We start from the raw sequence: 19,193 nt of genomic DNA, 5'->3' as shown, positions 1-19,193 counted from the left end.
GTGTACCAAGTACACTTTTATTAACTCAGATGCCTCACTACACTTGTAACGACACTATCTACTGTTCCAGCCAGCAAATCGACAAATAATTATTAAGCAGTAATTAATCAGTGCCAATATCATCATGCCCTTCTTCAAATTCCCATTGAATATTATATTTGTCGATAAAATAAAAATATCTTATCTTGCCCATAATCTCGCAAGTTTCTTGTTTTAAAACAGAGTTTTTTTCATCCTCCTCGTTAAAGAACATAAATTCATCACGGGTAATTTCATCTATTTTATATGGCTTATATAATGGTGATGAATTTATCAATCTGACATCAGGAGAATTTTTTATATGCTCAAATACACTATCTATGTTTTGTACTCTCAGGCAAATATGCCCAATACCACCAATATCATTAACTTCTTTTATTTCAACCCTTTTTATTCCAATTGGGCTGTGATATTCCATTAACTCAATAAAAACCCTCGCTCCAGGAATTTCCAAAAATGCCATTGATACATCAACCTGTTCAGGGTTATCAATAAAACCCGCTGACTTTGCAAAACCTTTATTTTTAAAATGAGGAAAGAATTGTCTTGGTATTGCCCCAAATAGATTTTTATAAAAATCTATTGCCGCCGTCATATCATCTACAACAATATTAATATGGCCTAATCCTTTAAAGTCTATCATTATTTTCTCCATTAGTTTATATAGGATATAATCTCATCTAAAATAACAAATAATAAAACTAGATTACAGCAGATAATCAAAAAATAAGATTTAAGCTTGAAACCGGATATCCCCCCAAAATCAAACAAGTCAATTTGGGGGGGGCGGATTAAAAAAACTACATCTATTTATCCCCGTGGCTGTTCAGGCCAATCAATATCCATTGCCTGTGAAACATCTATCCGATTCAGTATTACCCTGTATTCTTTCCATGCCAATAAAGCTATTTTCTCTTCCTCAGTCGCAATACCTAAATCAACAGCATCTTGCAATGGTACAATTTGATTGGTTGCCTCAGCGATGAGCTGTTGTTTTTGGAGCTCAGCATATTGCCGTAATTCATCTTTCGTTGGCGGAGGAATATCTGCCCATTCCGGCAAACCGTTTTTATTTGCTACACGGTGTTTTCCTTCTGGCGCATTATTAGCAGCATATTCCTGATAAATATCATTACTGACTGCTATAATATCATCCGGCAGTGAACCAGCAGCAATATAATTTCGTTTCAATTCTACCGGATAGAAAGCATTTGTTTTCGCACTATAATAATACATAATTAATATCCTATCGCTATCCAAAAGAATGGGCTATCCCATTTGGCATTTACCCAAGAATTTAATAAATCGAAAGATGAATTATTAATTACATTTACATAGCCAACAGATGCCCCCATAAAACCCATTTTACTTTGAATAGCATTAATATTGACAGCGTAATGTGTATTGGAAAAACTAATTGGTAATTGAATACGTTCTATATAGCCAGCATCAATGACCTTAGTACGCCCCCATTGATAGATAACGCCTGTATCTCCACATCTCCACCAACCATTAATCGCTTTACTGGCACTATTCCGATTACCTTTGGCATTAACTTCATTGTCTACTTCTTCTTTTGTGTATACCCCAATATCCACGGCATCCAGATCAATATTCTCAGACAACTCCTTACCATTCACCTGCCGAATATTAGGTACTCTGCTATTAATACTTTCACTTAACAAAGTTATCATTTCTTGGACAAGCTTTTGCGTGACGGCCAACGTATTACTATCACCCAGCACATCGGTAAGTTGAATAACACCTTTTTGTGTTAATGAAGCACTTGGAATCTCTGTTACAGCTTTTTGCTCTAAAGCGATATTTAATTGAGCGGTAAGCTTATCTATATCGCCATCATCCAAAACATCATCACTACATTGTGTAGAGATAAAATTAGCCACCACCGATGATATCGTTGACGATTGACGCAAAACCTTATTTAATAAACCAATGGAAATAATATTAGGGGGAATTCCCGTATTCAATTCCTGACTTTTTTCATATTCTCCTTGAGAAACAACATTAGCATCCTGACTAACAGAAAAAGCTTTAAAGTCATTTTTATTACTCATGAGTTCTCCTTAAGGAAAAAACTTATGTTTTCATTAAATAAAACTTTGAATTAATGAAAATAAAAATATCCACTTGATCATCGTATATAATTTTCAGATCGCATTTCAATAATAGCCCTTTTTTGATAAGGAGTGATGAAATATTTTTATAACTTAGAGAAATTAATTATTTTCTTATAGTTGATGCCGTTAATATATCAATGCCTGAAGCCAAATTTATACCTAAGCTATTCATTTACATTCAGCATCCGAAAGTCCCTCTATTTGAACTATTCCCCAAAATTCAGGTAAGCAAATAAAATAAGCTACCATATTTTAATCTGAGTTTTGTGATGCGCCTCTCACAATAAAAAACCGCCAGTTCCAATAGGATTGATCAGCTTATAAAAACATTATTGAGGATTTATTAGCTTGAATTATTCAGAATAGGTCTATTCTTAATATGTGGACAAATTCTATTGTCAATACTTATTAAACCTACTAAGTAAGGGAAAATTATATGCCATCAAGAAGAGACGTCATAGTTGGAGGATTAAGTCTTGCTGCTGCCGGTACGCTATCCGCTGTGTCCTCAGCCAACGCTGCAACTGCTAACATAAAACTGACAGGAGCCTATAAAACAAATAGTGCAGAAAAATCCCTCGATATCATTAATCTTTATGACTTGGAAGAAGAAGCACGTAAATTGATTCCAACGCCCCAATTTGACTATATCAGCGGCGGTTCAGGTGATGAATGGACTCTACGTGAAAACACCAGAGCCTTTGACGATTTCCAAATTATTCCCCGCTATCTCGCAGGAGTAAAAGAGCCTGACACAACAACCGAATTGCTCGGCAGTAACGTGGATATGCCTATTTTTATTCCTCCAATAGCCGCACATGGGCTGGCTCATACTACCGCTGAATTGGGAACAGCGAGAGGCGCTGCCTCTGCCGGTACCCTGTTTACTGCACAAACTCTGTCTAATTCATCTCTTGAAGAGATAGCAAAAGTGAGTAACGGACCCAAATGGTTTCAAATTTATTTAACCAAAGATATGGGTATTAACCGTGAACTGATACGCCGGGCCAAAGCGATGGGAGCAACTGCCATCGTCTTTACAGTCGATTTAGAGTGGAGTGGTAACAGAGAAGCAGATAAACGTAATAAATTTATTTTCCCACACTCACTGCCATTCCCTAATATCCCTGGCGCTCCGGTAGGAGCAACCTTATCAGAAATTACAGAGCTATTTAAACGGGATCTTAATTTCAGTGATTTGGAGTTCCTCGCCAAAGAATCGGGCCTCCCAATCATCGTGAAAGGCATTCAATCTGCCGAAAATGCTAAAGAGTGTGTTAACCACGGTGCCGCAGCGATTCAAGTTTCTAATCACGGTGGTCGGCAGTTAGATACTGTCCCGGCAGCAATTGCCTCATTACCGCACATTGTTGAAGCTGTTGGATCTAAAATTCCAGTCTATCTAGACGGAGGCATCCGCCGCGGTACCCATGTGTTTAAAGCACTCGCATTGGGTGCCAAAGCTGTCGCTATCGGTAGGCCCATTTTGTATGCGCTGGCATTAGGTGGAGCACCAGGAGTAACTTCCATTTTAAACCTACTTAAGGATGAGCTGAAACTTAGCATGAAACTGGCAGGATGTGCAGCCATTAAGGATATAGAGAGAAAATTTATTAGTTTGATTTAACCCATTAACTAATAAAGCAAATATTGGCCCCGTTTCATTTGAAACAGGTGATTTCAGGAAACGGGGTAAATTATGTTACCTTTAGAAATAATAGATACCATACTGAAAAAATCCGTTCTCTCACTTTACAGCATTATTTCCTATTATTAATATTTCCTATTATTAATTATTTGCTTCCCCTTGAAATATTCTTCAAGGGGAAATGTTTCATATATACCCTACGGATTTCAAGATGCATCGCGACGGCAAGGGAGCGAATCCCCGGGAGCATAGCAAACTATGTGACCGGGGTGAGTGAGTACAGCCAACAAAGAGGCAACTTGAAAGATAACGGGTATAAATATTAATGGAGTACACGAGACGCTGACAGCTCAGTAATATCAAATTCATAACTTTGTTGTTCTTCCATGTTACTGCGTAAAACATCTTCTACTAATGCAGAAAAACCTGTCATCATCTGCCTTTCCATAATAATGCCTTTTGGTTCAGGCCACGGCAAACTAGCAATTGGCCAGTCACAATGTGACTTATAATAATTAAATTGTTCCAGCCGCTCTTTAGACCGATCAAAATCATTACTCCAGTAAGCATTGCCTAGCCGAAAGTTTGTATAAAACTCATCAAAACTACCGAAGATTTCATAAATATAATCAGCGGTTTTCAGCATATTTTTCCATGCCATTTCTTCACTAATATAACCGGCACAAAAACAGTTGCGACTTAAAACGATTGCAAGCCACAAATCAAATCCCCACACTAATGCAGGAGGGCGCTTATTAATAGGTTTAGCACATTTATGAATATAGTCGGGTGTTACTTCAACTAATTTGGCAAGCACTTTAAACATTTTCCCATCACTAAGAGCAGCATCAATAGCAAAATGTTTTGAATGTACCCCCTCCCACAAACCCGTTAGCATTTTCATATACCCTTCTTCATCAATAATTCCCCAGTCGCTGTATAATTGGGATTGATGTTCCTGAGTCGGAGATAATGGCAGCAGACAGTAACGATAGCTATCATGGGCAACCCGTGACTGTAGAGGATAATGCTCTAGAGTTTCACTCCAAAAACCTAGCCAATAGTCACCAACAATATTGAGTCGTAATACCTGACGCTTATCTTCGGGTAAAAGAGATAAACCTGCTTGTTGATAATAACGCCGTTGTTCCCATTCAGGACGCTTAACAATGCGATAAATAATAACCAAGAGTAACATTACGCCAAATAATGCTACACCGCCTACTTGTGCCAGAAGTAAATAGTCCGTATCAGGGACAGATACATTACCTATTATAAATAAAACAATTGCTACAGATAATACAATACCCATACATACCGCAATTACAAATAAAATATTAATCAACGCATATAATGCACTTAGAAAAGGTAACTTTCTTTTTTCAGAGATAATATGCTTCATTACCTGATAGCCTTTAACGGGGAACTGTCTATAATGAGGCTGATTTTGTAAAAGCTCTTTCATCACAAATGCTTCCTTTCCGAAAATTATCTGTCATATACGATAATTCTTGTCTGTATTATCATAAACTTCAAGAAAACATTATTTTTGCTACTGAGTACCAATTTAGCCAAATTAACTCCATCAGGGGACAATCACAATGAACTTTTCTGGATAATATTTTCTATTGAAGAAACATGATAACATCACAATATTATCATCGTACTGGTTGTAAGAGGCGCAATGAAATTGATTAATCAAAAAAAATTACTGGAACAGGCCGAAGTTATTTGCCAGGCTCGTGGAGTCCGCTTTACTCCTCAGCGGCTTGAGGTTTTGCGTCTCATTTCAGAGCAGCCAGGGGCAATCAGTGCTTATGATTTACTGGATTTGCTACGGGAAGCAGAACCACAGGCTAAACCGCCGACCATATACCGGGCACTGGAATTTCTGTTGGAACAGGGGTTTATTCATAAAATAGAATCCACCAACAGTTATGTCCTATGTCACCATATTGAACAGCCAAGCCACACTTCAGCAATGTTTATTTGTGATCGTTGTGGTTCTGTTACCGAGCGAGATGGTGGAACCATTGAATCCGCCATCCAACAGTTAGCAAAAACAGCCGGGTTCAGTTTACGCCATACAGTCATCGAAGCGCATGGCTTATGTTCACCTTGTGAAGAGATAGAATCCTGTATTAAACGAGATGAATGCCAGCATGACCACAGAATTGAAGGAAGTAAAAAGAAGTAGATAGCAAGTAAATACTTACTTTTGGTGCAGAGTCAGACTGAAATAAACAACCGCAGAATCACGTTTAAGATAATCACAACGATAAATTCAACAACATGATTCTGCCGTAATATTGCAATTCTTTAACCATTCCAAAAACAACAATTTGATATTTTACTATCAGGACCAGTTGCCGTTACGAATCACCCCAACCGCCAATCCTTCAATTGTCAGGCCCTGTTCACGCAAATCCACCTCAATTGGCTTAAATTCGGGGTTTTCTGCCAACAATTCAACTTTATTTCCGGTCTGTTTAAAACGTTTTACCGTCACTTCATCTTCAATGCGAGCAACAATAATCTGCCCATTACGAACATTTTGTGTTTTATGCACAGCCAGCAGATCACCATCCATAATCCCAACATCTTTCATAGACATTCCGCTGACCCGCAGCAGGAAATCTGCACTTGGCTTAAACAATGCAGGATCAACCTGATAATGACTTTCAATATGCTCCTGTGCCAACAGTGGTTCACCTGCGGCGACACGGCCAATTAACGGTAAACCAGATTCTTCCAACAGCAAACGGATACCCCTGGATGCCCCAGCAACAATCTCTATCACCCCTTTACGAGCCAATGCTTTTAAATGCTCTTCAGCCGCGTTAGGTGAACGAAAGCCAAGACGGGCTGCAATTTCAGCACGCGTTGGCGGCATACCTGTTTGCGAAATATGGTCACGCACCAAGTCATAAACTTGCTGCTGCCTTGCGGTAAGTGCTTTCATTTCGTCCCCTGTTTGTTTATACAGTCAATATGTAAGTATATACAGCTAAATAACGATTGGGAACCTACTAAGGCAGAAAATCAGCCTATTATAATATAATACCTAATTATTAAACCAAATTAGGCCATAAAATAGTGCCAAAGGATGGTTCCCCAGACAATTAATGACAACATCATCGTCAGAAAGACCGCCGCCGATCCCATATCTTTCGCGCGACCGGACAATTCATGGAACTCACTGCCAATACGATCAACAATTGCTTCAATAGCACTATTCAGGATTTCCATAATCAACACCAGCATCACTGAACCAATCAGTAAAATGCGTTCAATAGCGCCGATATCCAGATAAAATGCAACCATCATAGCCAATATCGCTAAAATTATTTCCTGACGGAAAGCCGCTTCATTTTGCCATGTCGCCCTAATACCCTTCACTGAATATACGATTGCTTTAATGATACGGGCTAAGCCCTTGGATTGATTCGCCATAAATTATTCACACCAAATATGAGGTTATTTGACACTTTCCACTCTTATTATTGTCTTAACGCAACAGATCTCAACCCCCGTTTCTGATATGCTGGCAACGTGTTGCTAACAAGAGGCTTCAAGATATTTATGTCAAGTTGGCGTAAAATATATTATAAATTATTGAATTTACCACTAAAAATACTGGTAAAGAGCAAACTTATCCCTACAGATCCGATCACTGAATTGCGGCTCGATACGACACGCCCGATTCTGTACGTGCTACCGTATCACTCTAAAGCAGACTTACTGGCATTACGTCAGCAATGTCTTGAGCAGGATCTGCCGGACCCATTAAATTTACTGGAGATCGGTGACACTGAACTTCCCAGTTATGTATTTATCGATAATGGCCCACGTGTATTCCGCTATTGCGCACCAAAGCAAGAATCCGTAAAAATTTTCCATGCTTATCTGGATCTACATCGCAATAATCCCAATCTGGATATTCAACTGCTGCCAGTTTCTGTCATGTTCGGCCGTTCCCCCGGACGCGAAGGGCAGAACGCTCCACATTTACGGCTACTCAATGGTATCCAAAAATTCTTTGCCATTCTCTGGCTAGGCCGAGATAGTTTCGTGCGCTTTTCAAACACAGTATCTCTGCGCTATATGGCAACTGAGCATGGCACTGACAAGACTATTGCCCATAAGCTGGCTCGTGTGGCACGAATGCACTATTCACGTCAACGCCTAGCCGCCGTCGGACCACGCCTGCCGGTTCGTCAGGAGCTGTTTAACAAGTTGCTGGCTTCAAAAGCAATAGAAAAGGCAGTCTCTGATGAGGCCCGTACCAAGAAAATCTCACATGAGAAAGCCCGACAGAATGCCATTAACATGATGGAAGAGATTGCGGCGAATTTCTCTTATGAAACGGTACGACTGTCAGGCCGTGTACTGGGTTGGACCTGGAACCGCCTGTATCAAGGGATCAATGTTCACAATGCTGAACGCATCCGCCGTTTGGCACAGGATGGCCACGAACTGGTTTATGCGCCCTGCCACCGTAGCCACATGGATTATTTACTGCTCTCTTATGTGCTCTACCATCAAGGCTTGGTACCGCCCCATATCGCCGCGGGCATCAACCTGAATTTTTGGCCAGCAGGGCCAATATTCCGCCGCCTTGGTGCATTTTTCATCCGCCGCACGTTTAAGGGTAATAAACTCTACGCCACGATATTCCGGGAATATCTAGGTGAATTATTTGCCCGAGGTTATTCTGTTGAATACTTTATGGAAGGCGGGCGCTCCAGGACAGGTCGTTTACTCGATCCCAAAACGGGTACTCTCTCCATGACGTTACAGGCGCTGTTGAGAGGCGAATCACGCCCAATTACCATTATTCCGATTTATATCGGCTACGAGCATGTGATGGAAGTTGCCACCTATGCCAAAGAGCTGCGTGGGGCAACCAAAGAGAAAGAGGGCTTTTTCCAGATGATACGTGGTTTGCGCAAACTTCGTAATCTGGGGCAAGGCTACGTCAACTTTGGCGAACCCATCCCGTTGATCCAATACCTTAACAACCATGTTCCTAGCTGGCGCGATTCTATTGATCCAATAGAATTCCATCGCCCCGAATGGTTCAATCCGACAGTCAATCAACTGTCTGAGAAGATTATGGTAAACATCAACAACACGGCGGCGGCTAACGCAATTAACTTGTGTTCAACGGCCCTGCTTGCATCGCGTCAGCGAGCACTCACTCGTGAGCAACTGCTTGAGCAACTGGATTGTTATATACAGCTCATGCGCAATGCGCCCTACGCTACTGATGTCACCGTACCAAAGAAAACCGCGGAGGAGTTGCTAGAACACGCTCTGCAAATGGATAAGTTCGAGGTAGACAAAGACAGTATGGGTGACATTATCATTCTGCCACGTGATCGTGCAGTTTTGATGACCTACTACCGCAACAATATTCAACATCTCTTAGTACTGCCATCACTGATTGCCTGCATCGTTATTCATCATCGCCGTATCAGCCGCGAAGCGCTGTTAAGCCAGGTCGCAATCATTTATCCACTCCTTAAAGCCGAGCTGTTTATGCGTTATAGCAAAACAGAGCTGCCAGAAGTGGTTAATACGCTGATCAACGAACTGACTCGCCAGTGCCTTATCTGCAACAAGGAGCATGGCATGCTGGTGCTGAATCCAGCACGTATCCGCCCCCTGCAATTGCTGGCAGCCGGCATCCGTGAAACACTGCAACGTTATGCCATCACACTCTCTTTACTGAACGCCAACCCAGTAATCAGCCGGGGAGTGCTGGAAAAAGAGAGTCGGATGTTAGCGCAACGTTTGTCGGTATTGCATGGTATCAACGCACCTGAATTCTTTGATAAGGCGGTATTTACTACGTCGGTCAATACACTGCGTGAAGAAGGTTATATCAGTGACAGTGGTAATGCGATTACAGCAAATACCCAAGAGCTGTATCAGGTATTAGGTGAACTAATGTCACCTGAGATTCGTCTTACTATCGAGAGCGTCAGTTTGCCACCAGAGCATAACGATACCGAAGAGAGTGCCAGGGAAGGATAAGCTTCTTAAATTCTGGTGATAATGGTTGTTATCACCAGATATTTCAGACATAGCTGAAAAAGATACCAAGAAATAGCACCAGACCAACGTAGTTATTATTGAGGAATGCCTGAAAACAAAGCTCTCTTTCCCGACCAGCGATCAGTTTCTGCTGATAAATAAATAAAGTGCCCGTAAGCAACAGTGACCAGTAGTAGATACCGCCCAGATTTATCAGATACCCCACCAGCACCAGCAGCAATAGCATAGCGAGTTGCAATAACCCAATAATCAACTTGTCGAAACGACCAAACAGAATGGCGGTAGACTTCACGCCAATTTTTAGATCATCATTTCGATCAACCATCGCATACTGTGTATCATAAATAACCGACCAGAAGATATTAACCAGAAATAACAACCAACACTCTAGTGGTAAGGACTCACTAACTGCCGCAAATCCCATCGGAATAGCCCAACCGTAAGCGGCCCCCAGTACAAACTGAGGAAAATGGCTAAACCGTTTAACAAAGGGGTAAAGCCAAGCCAGAGCCAACCCAACGGCTGACAGCCAGATAGCCATTTTATTCAGGGTTAAAACCAGACCAAAAGAAATCAGCGCCAGTACGACAAATAGGATCTTGCTCTCTTTCTCACTAATAGCACCACTCGGCAGGGGACGTGTTTTTGTACGTTCAACATAACCATCAAATTTTCTGTCAGCAAAATCATTGATTGCACACCCTGCTGCACGCATCAGAAATACACCCGCAGTAAAGACCAATAATATATGCATATCCGGGATACCTTTACCGGCCATCCACAAAGCCCAGAAAGTCGGCCACAACAACAATAATGCACCTATAGGTTTGTTAATACGCATTAAACGGCAATAGGCCAGCCATTTACTTTGCGCCATACTTCCCGCCACTTCTGCTTCCCTCTTTTAAATTTTACCTTTTATACACCGGTGATTCAGGTAAAAAGACTTCGGTTAATAATAATGGCTTGCCTGATAACCTCAGCAATGATCGTCTTGCCCAACGGTTCCCCTGCTGCCCTACATGAATATAGTCCCGCGTCAATTTATTACCACTAAAAAGATATCGCCCCAGTGGGACTGTTCCTAAATCAACCAAACTTTCATCAGGACCGGTTAATGTTGTTTCAGGGATTAACGTCCGCCCCAATAGCCAAGGGATATTATCACCGCACAGTACGATCTCACGCAGCCAATATCGTTGACCCGTTAGCAAACGCTCATTTTCATCAGAAAGTTGTTCTTCGGTAATAAAACATTCTCTGAATGGTATGATACGAACACTGTTGCAGTATTGCTCAAAACGGCGGGTCATTGAGCCCAATTCCATCAACCAGTCTAAAACCTCATCAGGCAAAACGGGTGAATCCACCGAAAGCCACTGAATAGGCACCGTTGTTAATATTGAGTCAGTTGACATACGCTTTTCCATTAGGACAAATTTCTTTCATCCGACAGTACAATTGATCACCGCAGAGAATACCACGTTGCAGGTATACAGAATAAAAAGTTATAACAAATTCTATAAATATTGTTGACCAAAAATAAGCGAATTATGATGAACATAATTCGCTCATATCAATTAAGTTTCTGATTCAGAAGAAGTGACTAACGCCATGCTTTAAAACGGTTAATCAACCCATTTGTCGAGCTATCGTGGCTGACAACCCTATTGTCATCCTTAAGTTCTGGCAAAATACGGTTAGCCAATTGCTTACCCAATTCAACTCCCCACTGGTCAAAAGTAAAGATGTTGAGAATCGCCCCTTGCACAAATATTTTATGTTCATACATGGCAATCAACGCCCCCAAGCTAAATGGGGTAATTTCACGTAACAGAATAGAATTAGTCGGACGATTTCCTTCAAACACTTTAAAAGGTGCAACATGTTCAACTTCAACCGCCGTTTTACCACTGGTGGCAAATTCAGCATCCACCTGCTCACGAGATTTACCAAAGGCTAATGCTTCTGTCTGAGCAAAAAAGTTGGATAACAATTTACTGTGATGGTCACTCAATGGGTTATGGCTGATGGCTGGTGCAATAAAATCGCAGGGGATCAGTTTAGTTCCCTGATGAATAAGCTGATAGAACGCATGCTGACCATTCGTTCCAGGCTCTCCCCAGATGATTGGGCCGGTTTGGTAATCCACGGGATGACCATTGCGATCGATATATTTACCATTGGATTCCATATTGCCTTGCTGAAAATAGGCCGCAAAACGATGCATGTACTGATCATATGGCAGAATCGCTTCCGTTTCTGCGCCAAAAAAGTTGTTGTACCAAATACCGATTAACGCCAGCAATACAGGAATATTTTGCTCAAATGGGGTATTGGCAACATGCTGATCCATTGCATGTGCACCACTAAGCAATTGTTCAAAATTTTCAAACCCAATAGAGAGTGCAATAGACAAACCAATCGCTGACCACAACGAATAACGGCCACCAACCCAATCCCAAAACTCAAACATATTTTTGGTATCAATACCAAATTGCTTAACTTCCTGTCCATTTGTGGAAAGCGCCGCAAAATGCTTTGCAATATGCCCTTCATCACCGGCACTTTTTAGGAACCAGTCACGGGCAGAGTGAGCATTGGTCATCGTTTCCTGAGTAGTGAACGTCTTGGAAGCAATAAGAAACAGTGTCGTTTCCGGGTTAAGTGCTTTCAGAGTCTCCGCAATATGGGTTCCATCAACATTAGAAACAAAATGCATATTCAAGTGATTCTTATAAGGTTTCAGCGCTTCTGTCACCATATAAGGGCCAAGATCTGAACCACCAATACCGATATTCACAACATCAGTAATCCCCTTACCGGTATAACCTTTCCACTCACCATGAATCACACGCTCACTGAAATCTTTCATTTTTGCCAACACCGCGTTGACCTGCTGCATAACATCTTCCCCATCAACCATCATCGGGGTGTTGCTGCGATTACGCAGCGCAATATGCAGTACAGCACGATTTTCAGTACAATTAATTTTCTCACCCGAAAACATACTGCGCATAGCCCCGGCAACATCCGTCTCTTTAGCAAGTGCCTGTAACTTTTTTAATGTCTCAGTTGTGATGCGATTTTTTGAAAAATCCACCAAGATCTGGTCATCGAATGTCGCTGAGAACTTAGCAAAACGATCTGGGTCCTGTTCAAACAATTCACGTAGGTGAATATCCTTTATCTGTGCAAAATGTTGTTCTAACGCTTTCCAAGCTGAGGTTTGACTAGGATTGATATTTTTCATAGCTATGCTCTCTATCAACTGGCTGTAAGTAATTGGGGGTAAAGAAAGATTGTAACCTGTAATTCTATGATTCGAGTCTCTTTTCCTTTAATCGCTGATATTGGTCAAAACGATTAAGTTTTTCTAGTTCTATTTGCCGGGTCATACAAAAAACAGTCACCTCTCTCTACTATCCTCAATTTATTTTATGATTCTCATCGCGTCATGAAAGATATTGATGTCACTCTTCACTCCGTTGACTCAAACCCATTAACCCGATATTTCTAAAAGACTATCCAGTTAACAGAAGGTTATTGCAATGAGTGCTGTTTCATCCCAATGCCCAGAAATTGGCGGGCATGTAGTCGCAAAATTTGGTGGTACCAGCGTGGCAAATTTCGATGCCATGAATAACAGTGCAGATATCGTACTGGCAAATAAAGCAGTACGTGTGGTTGTATTGTCTGCTTCTGCCGGTATAACCAACTTATTAGTTGCATTAGCGGCAGGCTGTGATGCAGATAAGCGGGCTGACTACTTGAAACAGATCCACTCCATTCAATACGCAATTATTGATCGTTTGGATGAATCCGATACGATTCGTCAAGAGATTGATCGTCTACTGGAAAATATTAAAACCCTGGCTAAAGCCGCATCTCTGGCAACCTCAGCGGCTCTGACAGATGAACTAGTCAGCCACGGTGAATTGATGTCCACACGATTGTTTACCGAATTGCTTCGCCAACGCGGTAAAGATGCCGAATGGTTTGATATACGCAAAGTGATGTATACCGACGAGAGTTTTGGCCGTGCAGAACCAAACTATGAACAACTTCAATCGTTGGCAACGGAACATCTCTTACCACATCTAAAAAATAGCCTGATTGTCACCCAAGGTTTTATCGGTCGTGAAGAGAACGGCCGTACCACTACACTGGGACGCGGTGGCAGCGATTATACTGCGGCACTCTTAGGAGAAGCCCTTGGCCTGAAACGCGTTGATATCTGGACTGATGTTCCGGGCATTTACACCACTGACCCACGCGTCGTTCCAGCCGCCCAACGAATTGATAAGATTGCCTTTGATGAAGCAGCGGAGATGGCAACATTTGGTGCCAAAATCCTACATCCGGCAACGCTGTTTCCCGCTATTCGCTGTGGCATTCCAGTATTCGTCGGCTCCAGTAAAAACCCACAGGCTGGCGGTACGCTGGTCTGTGATACCACAGAAGCTCCACCACAGTTCCGCGCTATCGCCCTGCGCCAGAAACAGACGTTACTGACACTACACAGCCTGAAAATGCTGCACGCACAGGGATTTTTGGCTGAAATATTTACCATTCTGTCACGTCATAATATCTCAGTGGATTTGATCACCACCTCTGAAGTCAATGTGGCATTAACACTCGACACCACTGGCTCCACTAGCACAAATGGCAGCCTGCTGACCAATGCACTGATGACAGAGCTTTCGACGCTGTGTCGGGTTGAAGTGGAAGAAGATCTGGCGCTGGTGGCAATTATTGGTAATCAGCTTTCTCAAACCAACGGATTAGGAAAAAAGGTTTTTAGTGTGCTGGAAAAATTCAATCTTCGTATGATCAGTCATGGTGCCAGTAACCATAACCTATGCTTGCTTGTTCAAGGCAAAGATGCAGAGCAAATTGTTCAAACGCTTCATCAACGTTTGTTTGAATAAGTATAATTTTTCAGGTATTTGATATTTCGCTCAGCCAAAAGACTGAGCGGAATCTTATACTACAATAAAAAATAGCTGCTACAGCCAGCCTAAATGGATCCTCATAATAGTAATACTCCCTCTTTCTTCATTTTCTTTAGTACGGAAATGCAGATTCACCGGCAGAATCATGAAAAATTTATTTTAATTTTTCTATCTCTTTTTAAATAGTTTATGTTGTAAATCTTTGTGTGCATTAGTTAGCATTTTCACTTACACATTTAATTATATTGAGGGATGGATAATCACAGGGAGATTTTAAAAAAACATTATTTTCTCATTTATTAGGGAAATTATACGTAGAACAATTATATGATCTTGATAAAAAAAGGGCTATCAATTAGTATGCATGAAGATTAAAACTAAAGCATTAATATTCCATACTGTCTAATAACATATGTATACCCAATAGATTTCAAGATGCATCGCGACGGCAAGGGAGCGAATCCCCGGGAGCATAGAAAACTATGTGACCGGGGTGAGTGAGTGCAGCCAACAAAGAAGCAACTTGAAAGATGACGGGTATAGATAACTATGTGACCGGGGTGAGCGAGATCAGCCAACAAAGAGGCAACTTGAAAGATGACGGATACAGTGAAAATAGATTTACCATAGAAAACATATCAATACACAGTCAATTATTAACCATGATAGGTGATCAGCCCAGTATTTTTAGCCCCGACTGATCACCTGCTATCTAACATTAAGAGAAGACTTTTTATAACTTAGATACTATTAGTCGTTCGCAATGTTGACCATAATGCCTTCATGGCCTTTCCTCTGGGGAAAGCAATATATTCCGGTTCAATCAACGACGGCCGCCAGCTCATTTTATATTGACGTTGCGAAGCAGCAGGATAAACAATGCCGCCTTTTGATGACAACCATTTGGCAACTTTATAAAAGATTGCCGAGTCATTAATGTATCCCTCCTCGCCGAACTCCACCAAAGGCGTGAAGCCCAAATGAAGGTAGGAAACTACCCCCTCTTTCAGGAAGTCATTAATCGCCGTTTCATTAATAAACTGCATCGTGCCGTCGGGTATATCCGGTTTTTTTCGAGATAGATTATGAAACCATCCCGATGTTTCCCCCCAAGTGTAGCTATAAACAATATATGCCTGAATTTGTTCTCCCTGAGTTGCAATATAGACTCTGTGCTGGCCTGAATTCACTTCCACGGTATTGAAATCAATCACCAATTTTTTCAGGGCCTTCGCATGTTTTTCTTTCAGCCAAAGCTGATTAATCTGTTCTAGTTGTGGTTTAAATCGATAATATTCCTCTTGTGAGCAGATCTCTCGAACAGAAATCCCCGCTCTTTTAGATTTATTGATTTTATTTCTAAGCTGCTGAAACCGTTTGCCTTTCATGTCATATCCATCAAGGCTCAATGAATAACTTGCACCAAGCTGGTTCACAGAAAAGCCGCTATTTTTCAACAATACAAAATCGCTCTCATCACCGTGCAGAAAAACCGGGAAAGCCCGCTTTTCTCTGGTGAAGTTGAGAAAAGAGTGCAAAAGTGCAGCACGTTCTTCGCCAGGAGCCAAAATACCGCCTACACACATATGCAGATTTTTGTCCTGAAAGAAACCAATCGCCCCCTTTTGATTAGTAAACCAATATGTTTCACTATTGAACAACAGGCTACTCAACGGGTGCTTTGAATAGCAAAGCACGTTTCTGAGGTGACTGTTGCCAAGAACATCTTGAGCGTTCCCGGTGGCAATAATCTGGGGAGCATCAAGCAACATGCTCATAACGCTCACCTTGATTATTTCGGGAATACTGGACAGGGATGAACCCATGCTTCCTGGCAATATCCCGAATCGCCAATGCATCGTTATAATCAATAGATTTACCGATGCTTTGATGAACACTCACCCCTTCAAGCGCCACAGCGACAGTTTCTGATAAACAGGCGAGATTTACCCCCGCAGGTACATCGATCACGTTGCAATCGCTATAGGTCACTTTCTCAGGCTGATAGACTAATCCCCCCTCGTAAATTTGATGGTTGCCATCACGAATGAAATCGAAAGGTCTGGCCGCATCAAAAACGATGGCGGAATCTTTCAAATAATTTGTATTCAAGAAAGGCTTACCTTCACTGGTTGCCGAAACAATAAAATCAGCCTGACTCAAAGAATATTCATAACTCTCTATCGCTTCCAAACCAAAGGTATCAACAACGTCAAGAACTTGCTGATGTAATGTTTGTGCATCTGTCACACCCGGATTTTGTTTAAAAAGCCATTTTCTCATCTTATCCATGACCGAATCTGGCTGGATAACATCATGAGTCCTTAACACTGCGGAAAGCAGCGCCTTGGTCAGTTCAGAGAGTAATATGCGTGCTTTATTAGGGCGGCTAACCAAGATAATCCGGCCAAAGTTATGAGCTAAGCCAATAACTGAAAGTCTGCCTACGGAGCCTCTGGCACCCACTACCGCCAATGTTTGCCGGGATGCATTCTCAACCAACATTGAGCGTATTCCCTCAATCACCGCCACCGCTGTCAGAGAGTTGCCATTAGTCAATATCCGACCCTGCCGATTATTCACCAAGCTAGTACCACCATTAGTAATAACCGAGGTATAAGCCCCTAAGCCAACGATTTCAGCGCCATTTTTCTCTGCCACATCGAGATATTCCTTCATCAATACCGCCCGTTCTTTCGCTGACAATGCCATCATATCTTCGGGACTAATGGGTGAGAAAAGGAGCATACCATTAGCATATGCCGTTGAACTTTCGACACCAAACTCAACGGCGATATCAGGATTAAAATCAATTGAAGAAACCTGCGTGATCCAATTACCGAGCTGTTTCTGCTGCTCCTGCGTGTAATTCTCCTTTATTGACACGCAATAAGAGTGAGCGAGCTCATTAACCGAAGTGGTATGAATCAAGAAAGCGAATTTCTTACCCTCAATTAATCCAGGGATAGGCGCTTTAATCTGAGCCAAGTTGTTATTTTTTGAAATTGGATAACTCACCGAAGCAGGTGGGAGATCCGCAACAGGTACATCTATCAAGTGTGAAAAAAGAATGTCATATCGTCCATTTTCAACTAGTTGGCATACCTCATCAAAAGCGGTGAAAAACGTCTTAATATCCTCTTTGGAAACGTTAAGCGGTGGCTCAAAACGTACAGAACAAGGACGAGACATTAACGGCATGGTGAAAAGACCATAATGTTTCAATAAGAAACTACAAATGATATAAGCCAGGCCACCGCTTCTTTGACTAAAATTGATAAATATGTTGGAAGCCGCTTTGCTGTCCTGTATTTCAAGGCCACGCATCAACCCAGCCCCTTGCCAGTAAAAATGCTGCGGATATTTAGCAGACAATTGTTCAAGACATTCATCAACATAACGGCTGACTTCTTGAACGTGGGTTAACGCCTTACCCTCCTCTTTAGTCAGATGCTCGATAACAGCAATCCCCATCGTTGCGGCTAGAACGTTATTGGCAAAAGTGGAGCTATGTTTCCTGTCGAACTCGGATAAATAAAACTCATCTGAATATAACATCGCACCAATCGGCGAGATACCTGCCCCCAGCGCTTTAGAAAACAGGATAACATCCGGTTTCAAAGCGTAGAGCGTGGCCGCACAAAATGCCCCAAGCCTACCGATACCCGTCTGAACTTCGTCAAAGACTGACAATGTGCCATTGTCTTTACACAGTGCCAAAATATTGGACAAGGTATCTGGTGGAATCACTTTCATTCCACCTTCTCCTTGCACCGGTTCAATGATAAATGCGGCAAATTCCCGGCTCTCCAGCTTTCTTTTTATTTCATCTAAATCTTCACTATCAACCTGCTCATATAATTTATCATCGTAAATGAAATCAGCTTTAAACCGGTTTGATCCCGTAGCGGATAATGCCGAATAGGTTTTTCCGTGAAAACTGCGATGCAAACTCAAAATACGCTTTCTACCAGTAAACAGGCGGGTAAATTTAATCGCAGCTTCTACGGTTTCAGCACCACTGTTAGTAAAAGTACAGTGGGTATATTTTTCCTTATCTATTTGCTCCGCAAGCATTTCAGCCAATAGCCGTACCTTTTTGTGAATATTGGGCTGAAAGAAGATAGGCTCTTTATCTTTAGTGAATCTGTCAATTTCAGCGATAGCGAAATCAGGATTATGCCCAAATGGCAGGGCACCATATTGAGCCAAAAAATCCTTAACAACCCGGCCATCCGATAATGTAAGCTGGTTATCTTGAGCAGACTTGATATCCAGTTCAAGGCCCACAGAGTTTAATAAACTCTCACGATATTGATTAACAAACATAGTTCTCTCTCTCTTTTTTTTAGG

General features: G+C 41.7%; 17 protein-coding genes. 6 read left to right on the top strand and 11 right to left on the bottom strand.

All coding sequences use genetic code 11. The features are described from left to right. Positions 1-103 precede the first annotated feature (103 nt). From AACQ38_RS09945 to AACQ38_RS09935, 3 genes are all read right to left on the bottom strand, one after another. Entirely contained in the window at positions 104-682 is a 579-nt protein-coding gene (locus tag AACQ38_RS09945) for a VOC family protein (RefSeq protein ID WP_041380399.1), read from the bottom strand. Between the two features lie 167 nt (positions 683-849). Beyond that, positions 850-1,275, bottom strand: a complete 426-nt coding sequence (locus tag AACQ38_RS09940; RefSeq protein WP_041380400.1) for a tail fiber assembly protein — start codon at positions 1,273-1,275, stop codon at positions 850-852. A gap of 2 nt (positions 1,276-1,277) precedes the next feature. Beyond that, positions 1,278-2,114 (bottom strand): gp53-like domain-containing protein, encoded by an 837-nt coding sequence (locus AACQ38_RS09935; protein ID WP_011148460.1) that lies wholly within the window; start codon positions 2,112-2,114, stop codon positions 1,278-1,280. Between the two features lie 499 nt (positions 2,115-2,613). Here AACQ38_RS09935 and AACQ38_RS09930 point away from each other — a divergent pair, with 499 nt between their 5' ends. Both AACQ38_RS09930 and AACQ38_RS09925 read left to right on the top strand, forming a co-directional pair. Beyond that, the gene (locus tag AACQ38_RS09930; RefSeq protein ID WP_082302926.1) at positions 2,614-3,804 is read left to right on the top strand and encodes a lactate oxidase; all 1,191 of its coding nucleotides are present in this window, start codon (positions 2,614-2,616) and stop codon (positions 3,802-3,804) included. 38 nt (positions 3,805-3,842) lie between these two features. Beyond that, entirely contained in the window at positions 3,843-4,151 is a 309-nt protein-coding gene (locus tag AACQ38_RS09925; protein ID WP_165578018.1) for a hypothetical protein, read from the top strand. Here AACQ38_RS09925 and AACQ38_RS09920 read toward each other — a convergent pair. Further along, positions 4,148-5,290 (bottom strand): DUF1266 domain-containing protein, encoded by a 1,143-nt coding sequence (locus AACQ38_RS09920; RefSeq protein ID WP_011148462.1) that lies wholly within the window; start codon positions 5,288-5,290, stop codon positions 4,148-4,150. The two genes, AACQ38_RS09925 and AACQ38_RS09920, sit on opposite strands and share 4 nt — an antisense overlap. A gap of 219 nt (positions 5,291-5,509) precedes the next feature. Here AACQ38_RS09920 and zur point away from each other — a divergent pair, with 219 nt between their 5' ends. Then, the gene (gene zur, locus AACQ38_RS09915; protein ID WP_011148463.1) at positions 5,510-6,022 is read left to right on the top strand and encodes a zinc uptake transcriptional repressor Zur; all 513 of its coding nucleotides are present in this window, start codon (positions 5,510-5,512) and stop codon (positions 6,020-6,022) included. A gap of 159 nt (positions 6,023-6,181) precedes the next feature. On the opposite strand, the gene lexA is transcribed toward zur, so the two are convergent. Next, entirely contained in the window at positions 6,182-6,787 is a 606-nt protein-coding gene (lexA, locus tag AACQ38_RS09910) for a transcriptional repressor LexA (protein ID WP_011148464.1), read from the bottom strand. A gap of 119 nt (positions 6,788-6,906) precedes the next feature. Next, positions 6,907-7,278, bottom strand: coding sequence for a diacylglycerol kinase (locus AACQ38_RS09905; RefSeq protein ID WP_011148465.1), 372 nt, complete (start codon positions 7,276-7,278; stop codon positions 6,907-6,909). A 129-nt stretch (positions 7,279-7,407) separates the two neighbouring features. Between AACQ38_RS09905 and plsB the strand changes: the two genes are divergently transcribed. Further along, positions 7,408-9,864 (top strand): glycerol-3-phosphate 1-O-acyltransferase PlsB, encoded by a 2,457-nt coding sequence (gene plsB, locus AACQ38_RS09900; protein WP_011148466.1) that lies wholly within the window; start codon positions 7,408-7,410, stop codon positions 9,862-9,864. Positions 9,865-9,907: 43 nt separating this feature from the next. Here plsB and ubiA read toward each other — a convergent pair whose 3' ends face one another. The 3 genes from ubiA to pgi form a co-directional block, all read right to left on the bottom strand. After that, positions 9,908-10,762 carry a 4-hydroxybenzoate octaprenyltransferase gene (gene ubiA, locus AACQ38_RS09895; RefSeq protein WP_041380401.1) on the bottom strand — a complete coding sequence of 285 codons (855 nt, stop codon included), beginning with the start codon at positions 10,760-10,762 and terminating at the stop codon, positions 9,908-9,910. A gap of 34 nt (positions 10,763-10,796) precedes the next feature. Continuing rightward, on the bottom strand, positions 10,797-11,303 hold the full coding sequence (gene ubiC / locus AACQ38_RS09890) for a chorismate lyase (RefSeq protein WP_011148468.1): 507 nt from the start codon (positions 11,301-11,303) through the stop codon (positions 10,797-10,799). Between the two features lie 188 nt (positions 11,304-11,491). Continuing rightward, positions 11,492-13,138 (bottom strand): glucose-6-phosphate isomerase, encoded by a 1,647-nt coding sequence (gene pgi, locus AACQ38_RS09885; RefSeq protein ID WP_165578017.1) that lies wholly within the window; start codon positions 13,136-13,138, stop codon positions 11,492-11,494. A gap of 298 nt (positions 13,139-13,436) precedes the next feature. Here pgi and lysC point away from each other — a divergent pair, with 298 nt between their 5' ends. Both lysC and AACQ38_RS09875 read left to right on the top strand, forming a co-directional pair. Next, entirely contained in the window at positions 13,437-14,816 is a 1,380-nt protein-coding gene (gene lysC / locus AACQ38_RS09880; RefSeq protein ID WP_165578016.1) for a lysine-sensitive aspartokinase 3, read from the top strand. A 575-nt stretch (positions 14,817-15,391) separates the two neighbouring features. Further along, entirely contained in the window at positions 15,392-15,541 is a 150-nt protein-coding gene (locus AACQ38_RS09875) for a hypothetical protein (RefSeq protein ID WP_165578015.1), read from the top strand. 39 nt (positions 15,542-15,580) lie between these two features. Here the strand turns inward: AACQ38_RS09875 and AACQ38_RS09870 are convergent, their stop codons facing one another. Next, complete coding sequence (locus AACQ38_RS09870) at positions 15,581-16,618, bottom strand: bifunctional lysylphosphatidylglycerol flippase/synthetase MprF (protein WP_165578014.1); 1,038 nt, start codon at positions 16,616-16,618, stop codon at positions 15,581-15,583. Continuing rightward, positions 16,602-19,169, bottom strand: a complete 2,568-nt coding sequence (locus AACQ38_RS09865) for an aminotransferase class III-fold pyridoxal phosphate-dependent enzyme (protein WP_011148476.1) — start codon at positions 19,167-19,169, stop codon at positions 16,602-16,604. The genes AACQ38_RS09870 and AACQ38_RS09865 overlap by 17 nt, the downstream gene beginning before the upstream one ends. Between the last annotated feature and the right edge of the window lie 24 nt (positions 19,170-19,193).

Source organism: Photorhabdus sp. RW14-46 (genome assembly GCF_963887965.1).
In the GTDB taxonomy this organism is placed as follows: domain Bacteria; phylum Pseudomonadota; class Gammaproteobacteria; order Enterobacterales; family Enterobacteriaceae; genus Photorhabdus; species Photorhabdus laumondii.
The sequence above is the reverse complement of the archived record's forward strand: the minus strand, read 5'-3'. Positions and strand labels throughout refer to the sequence as shown.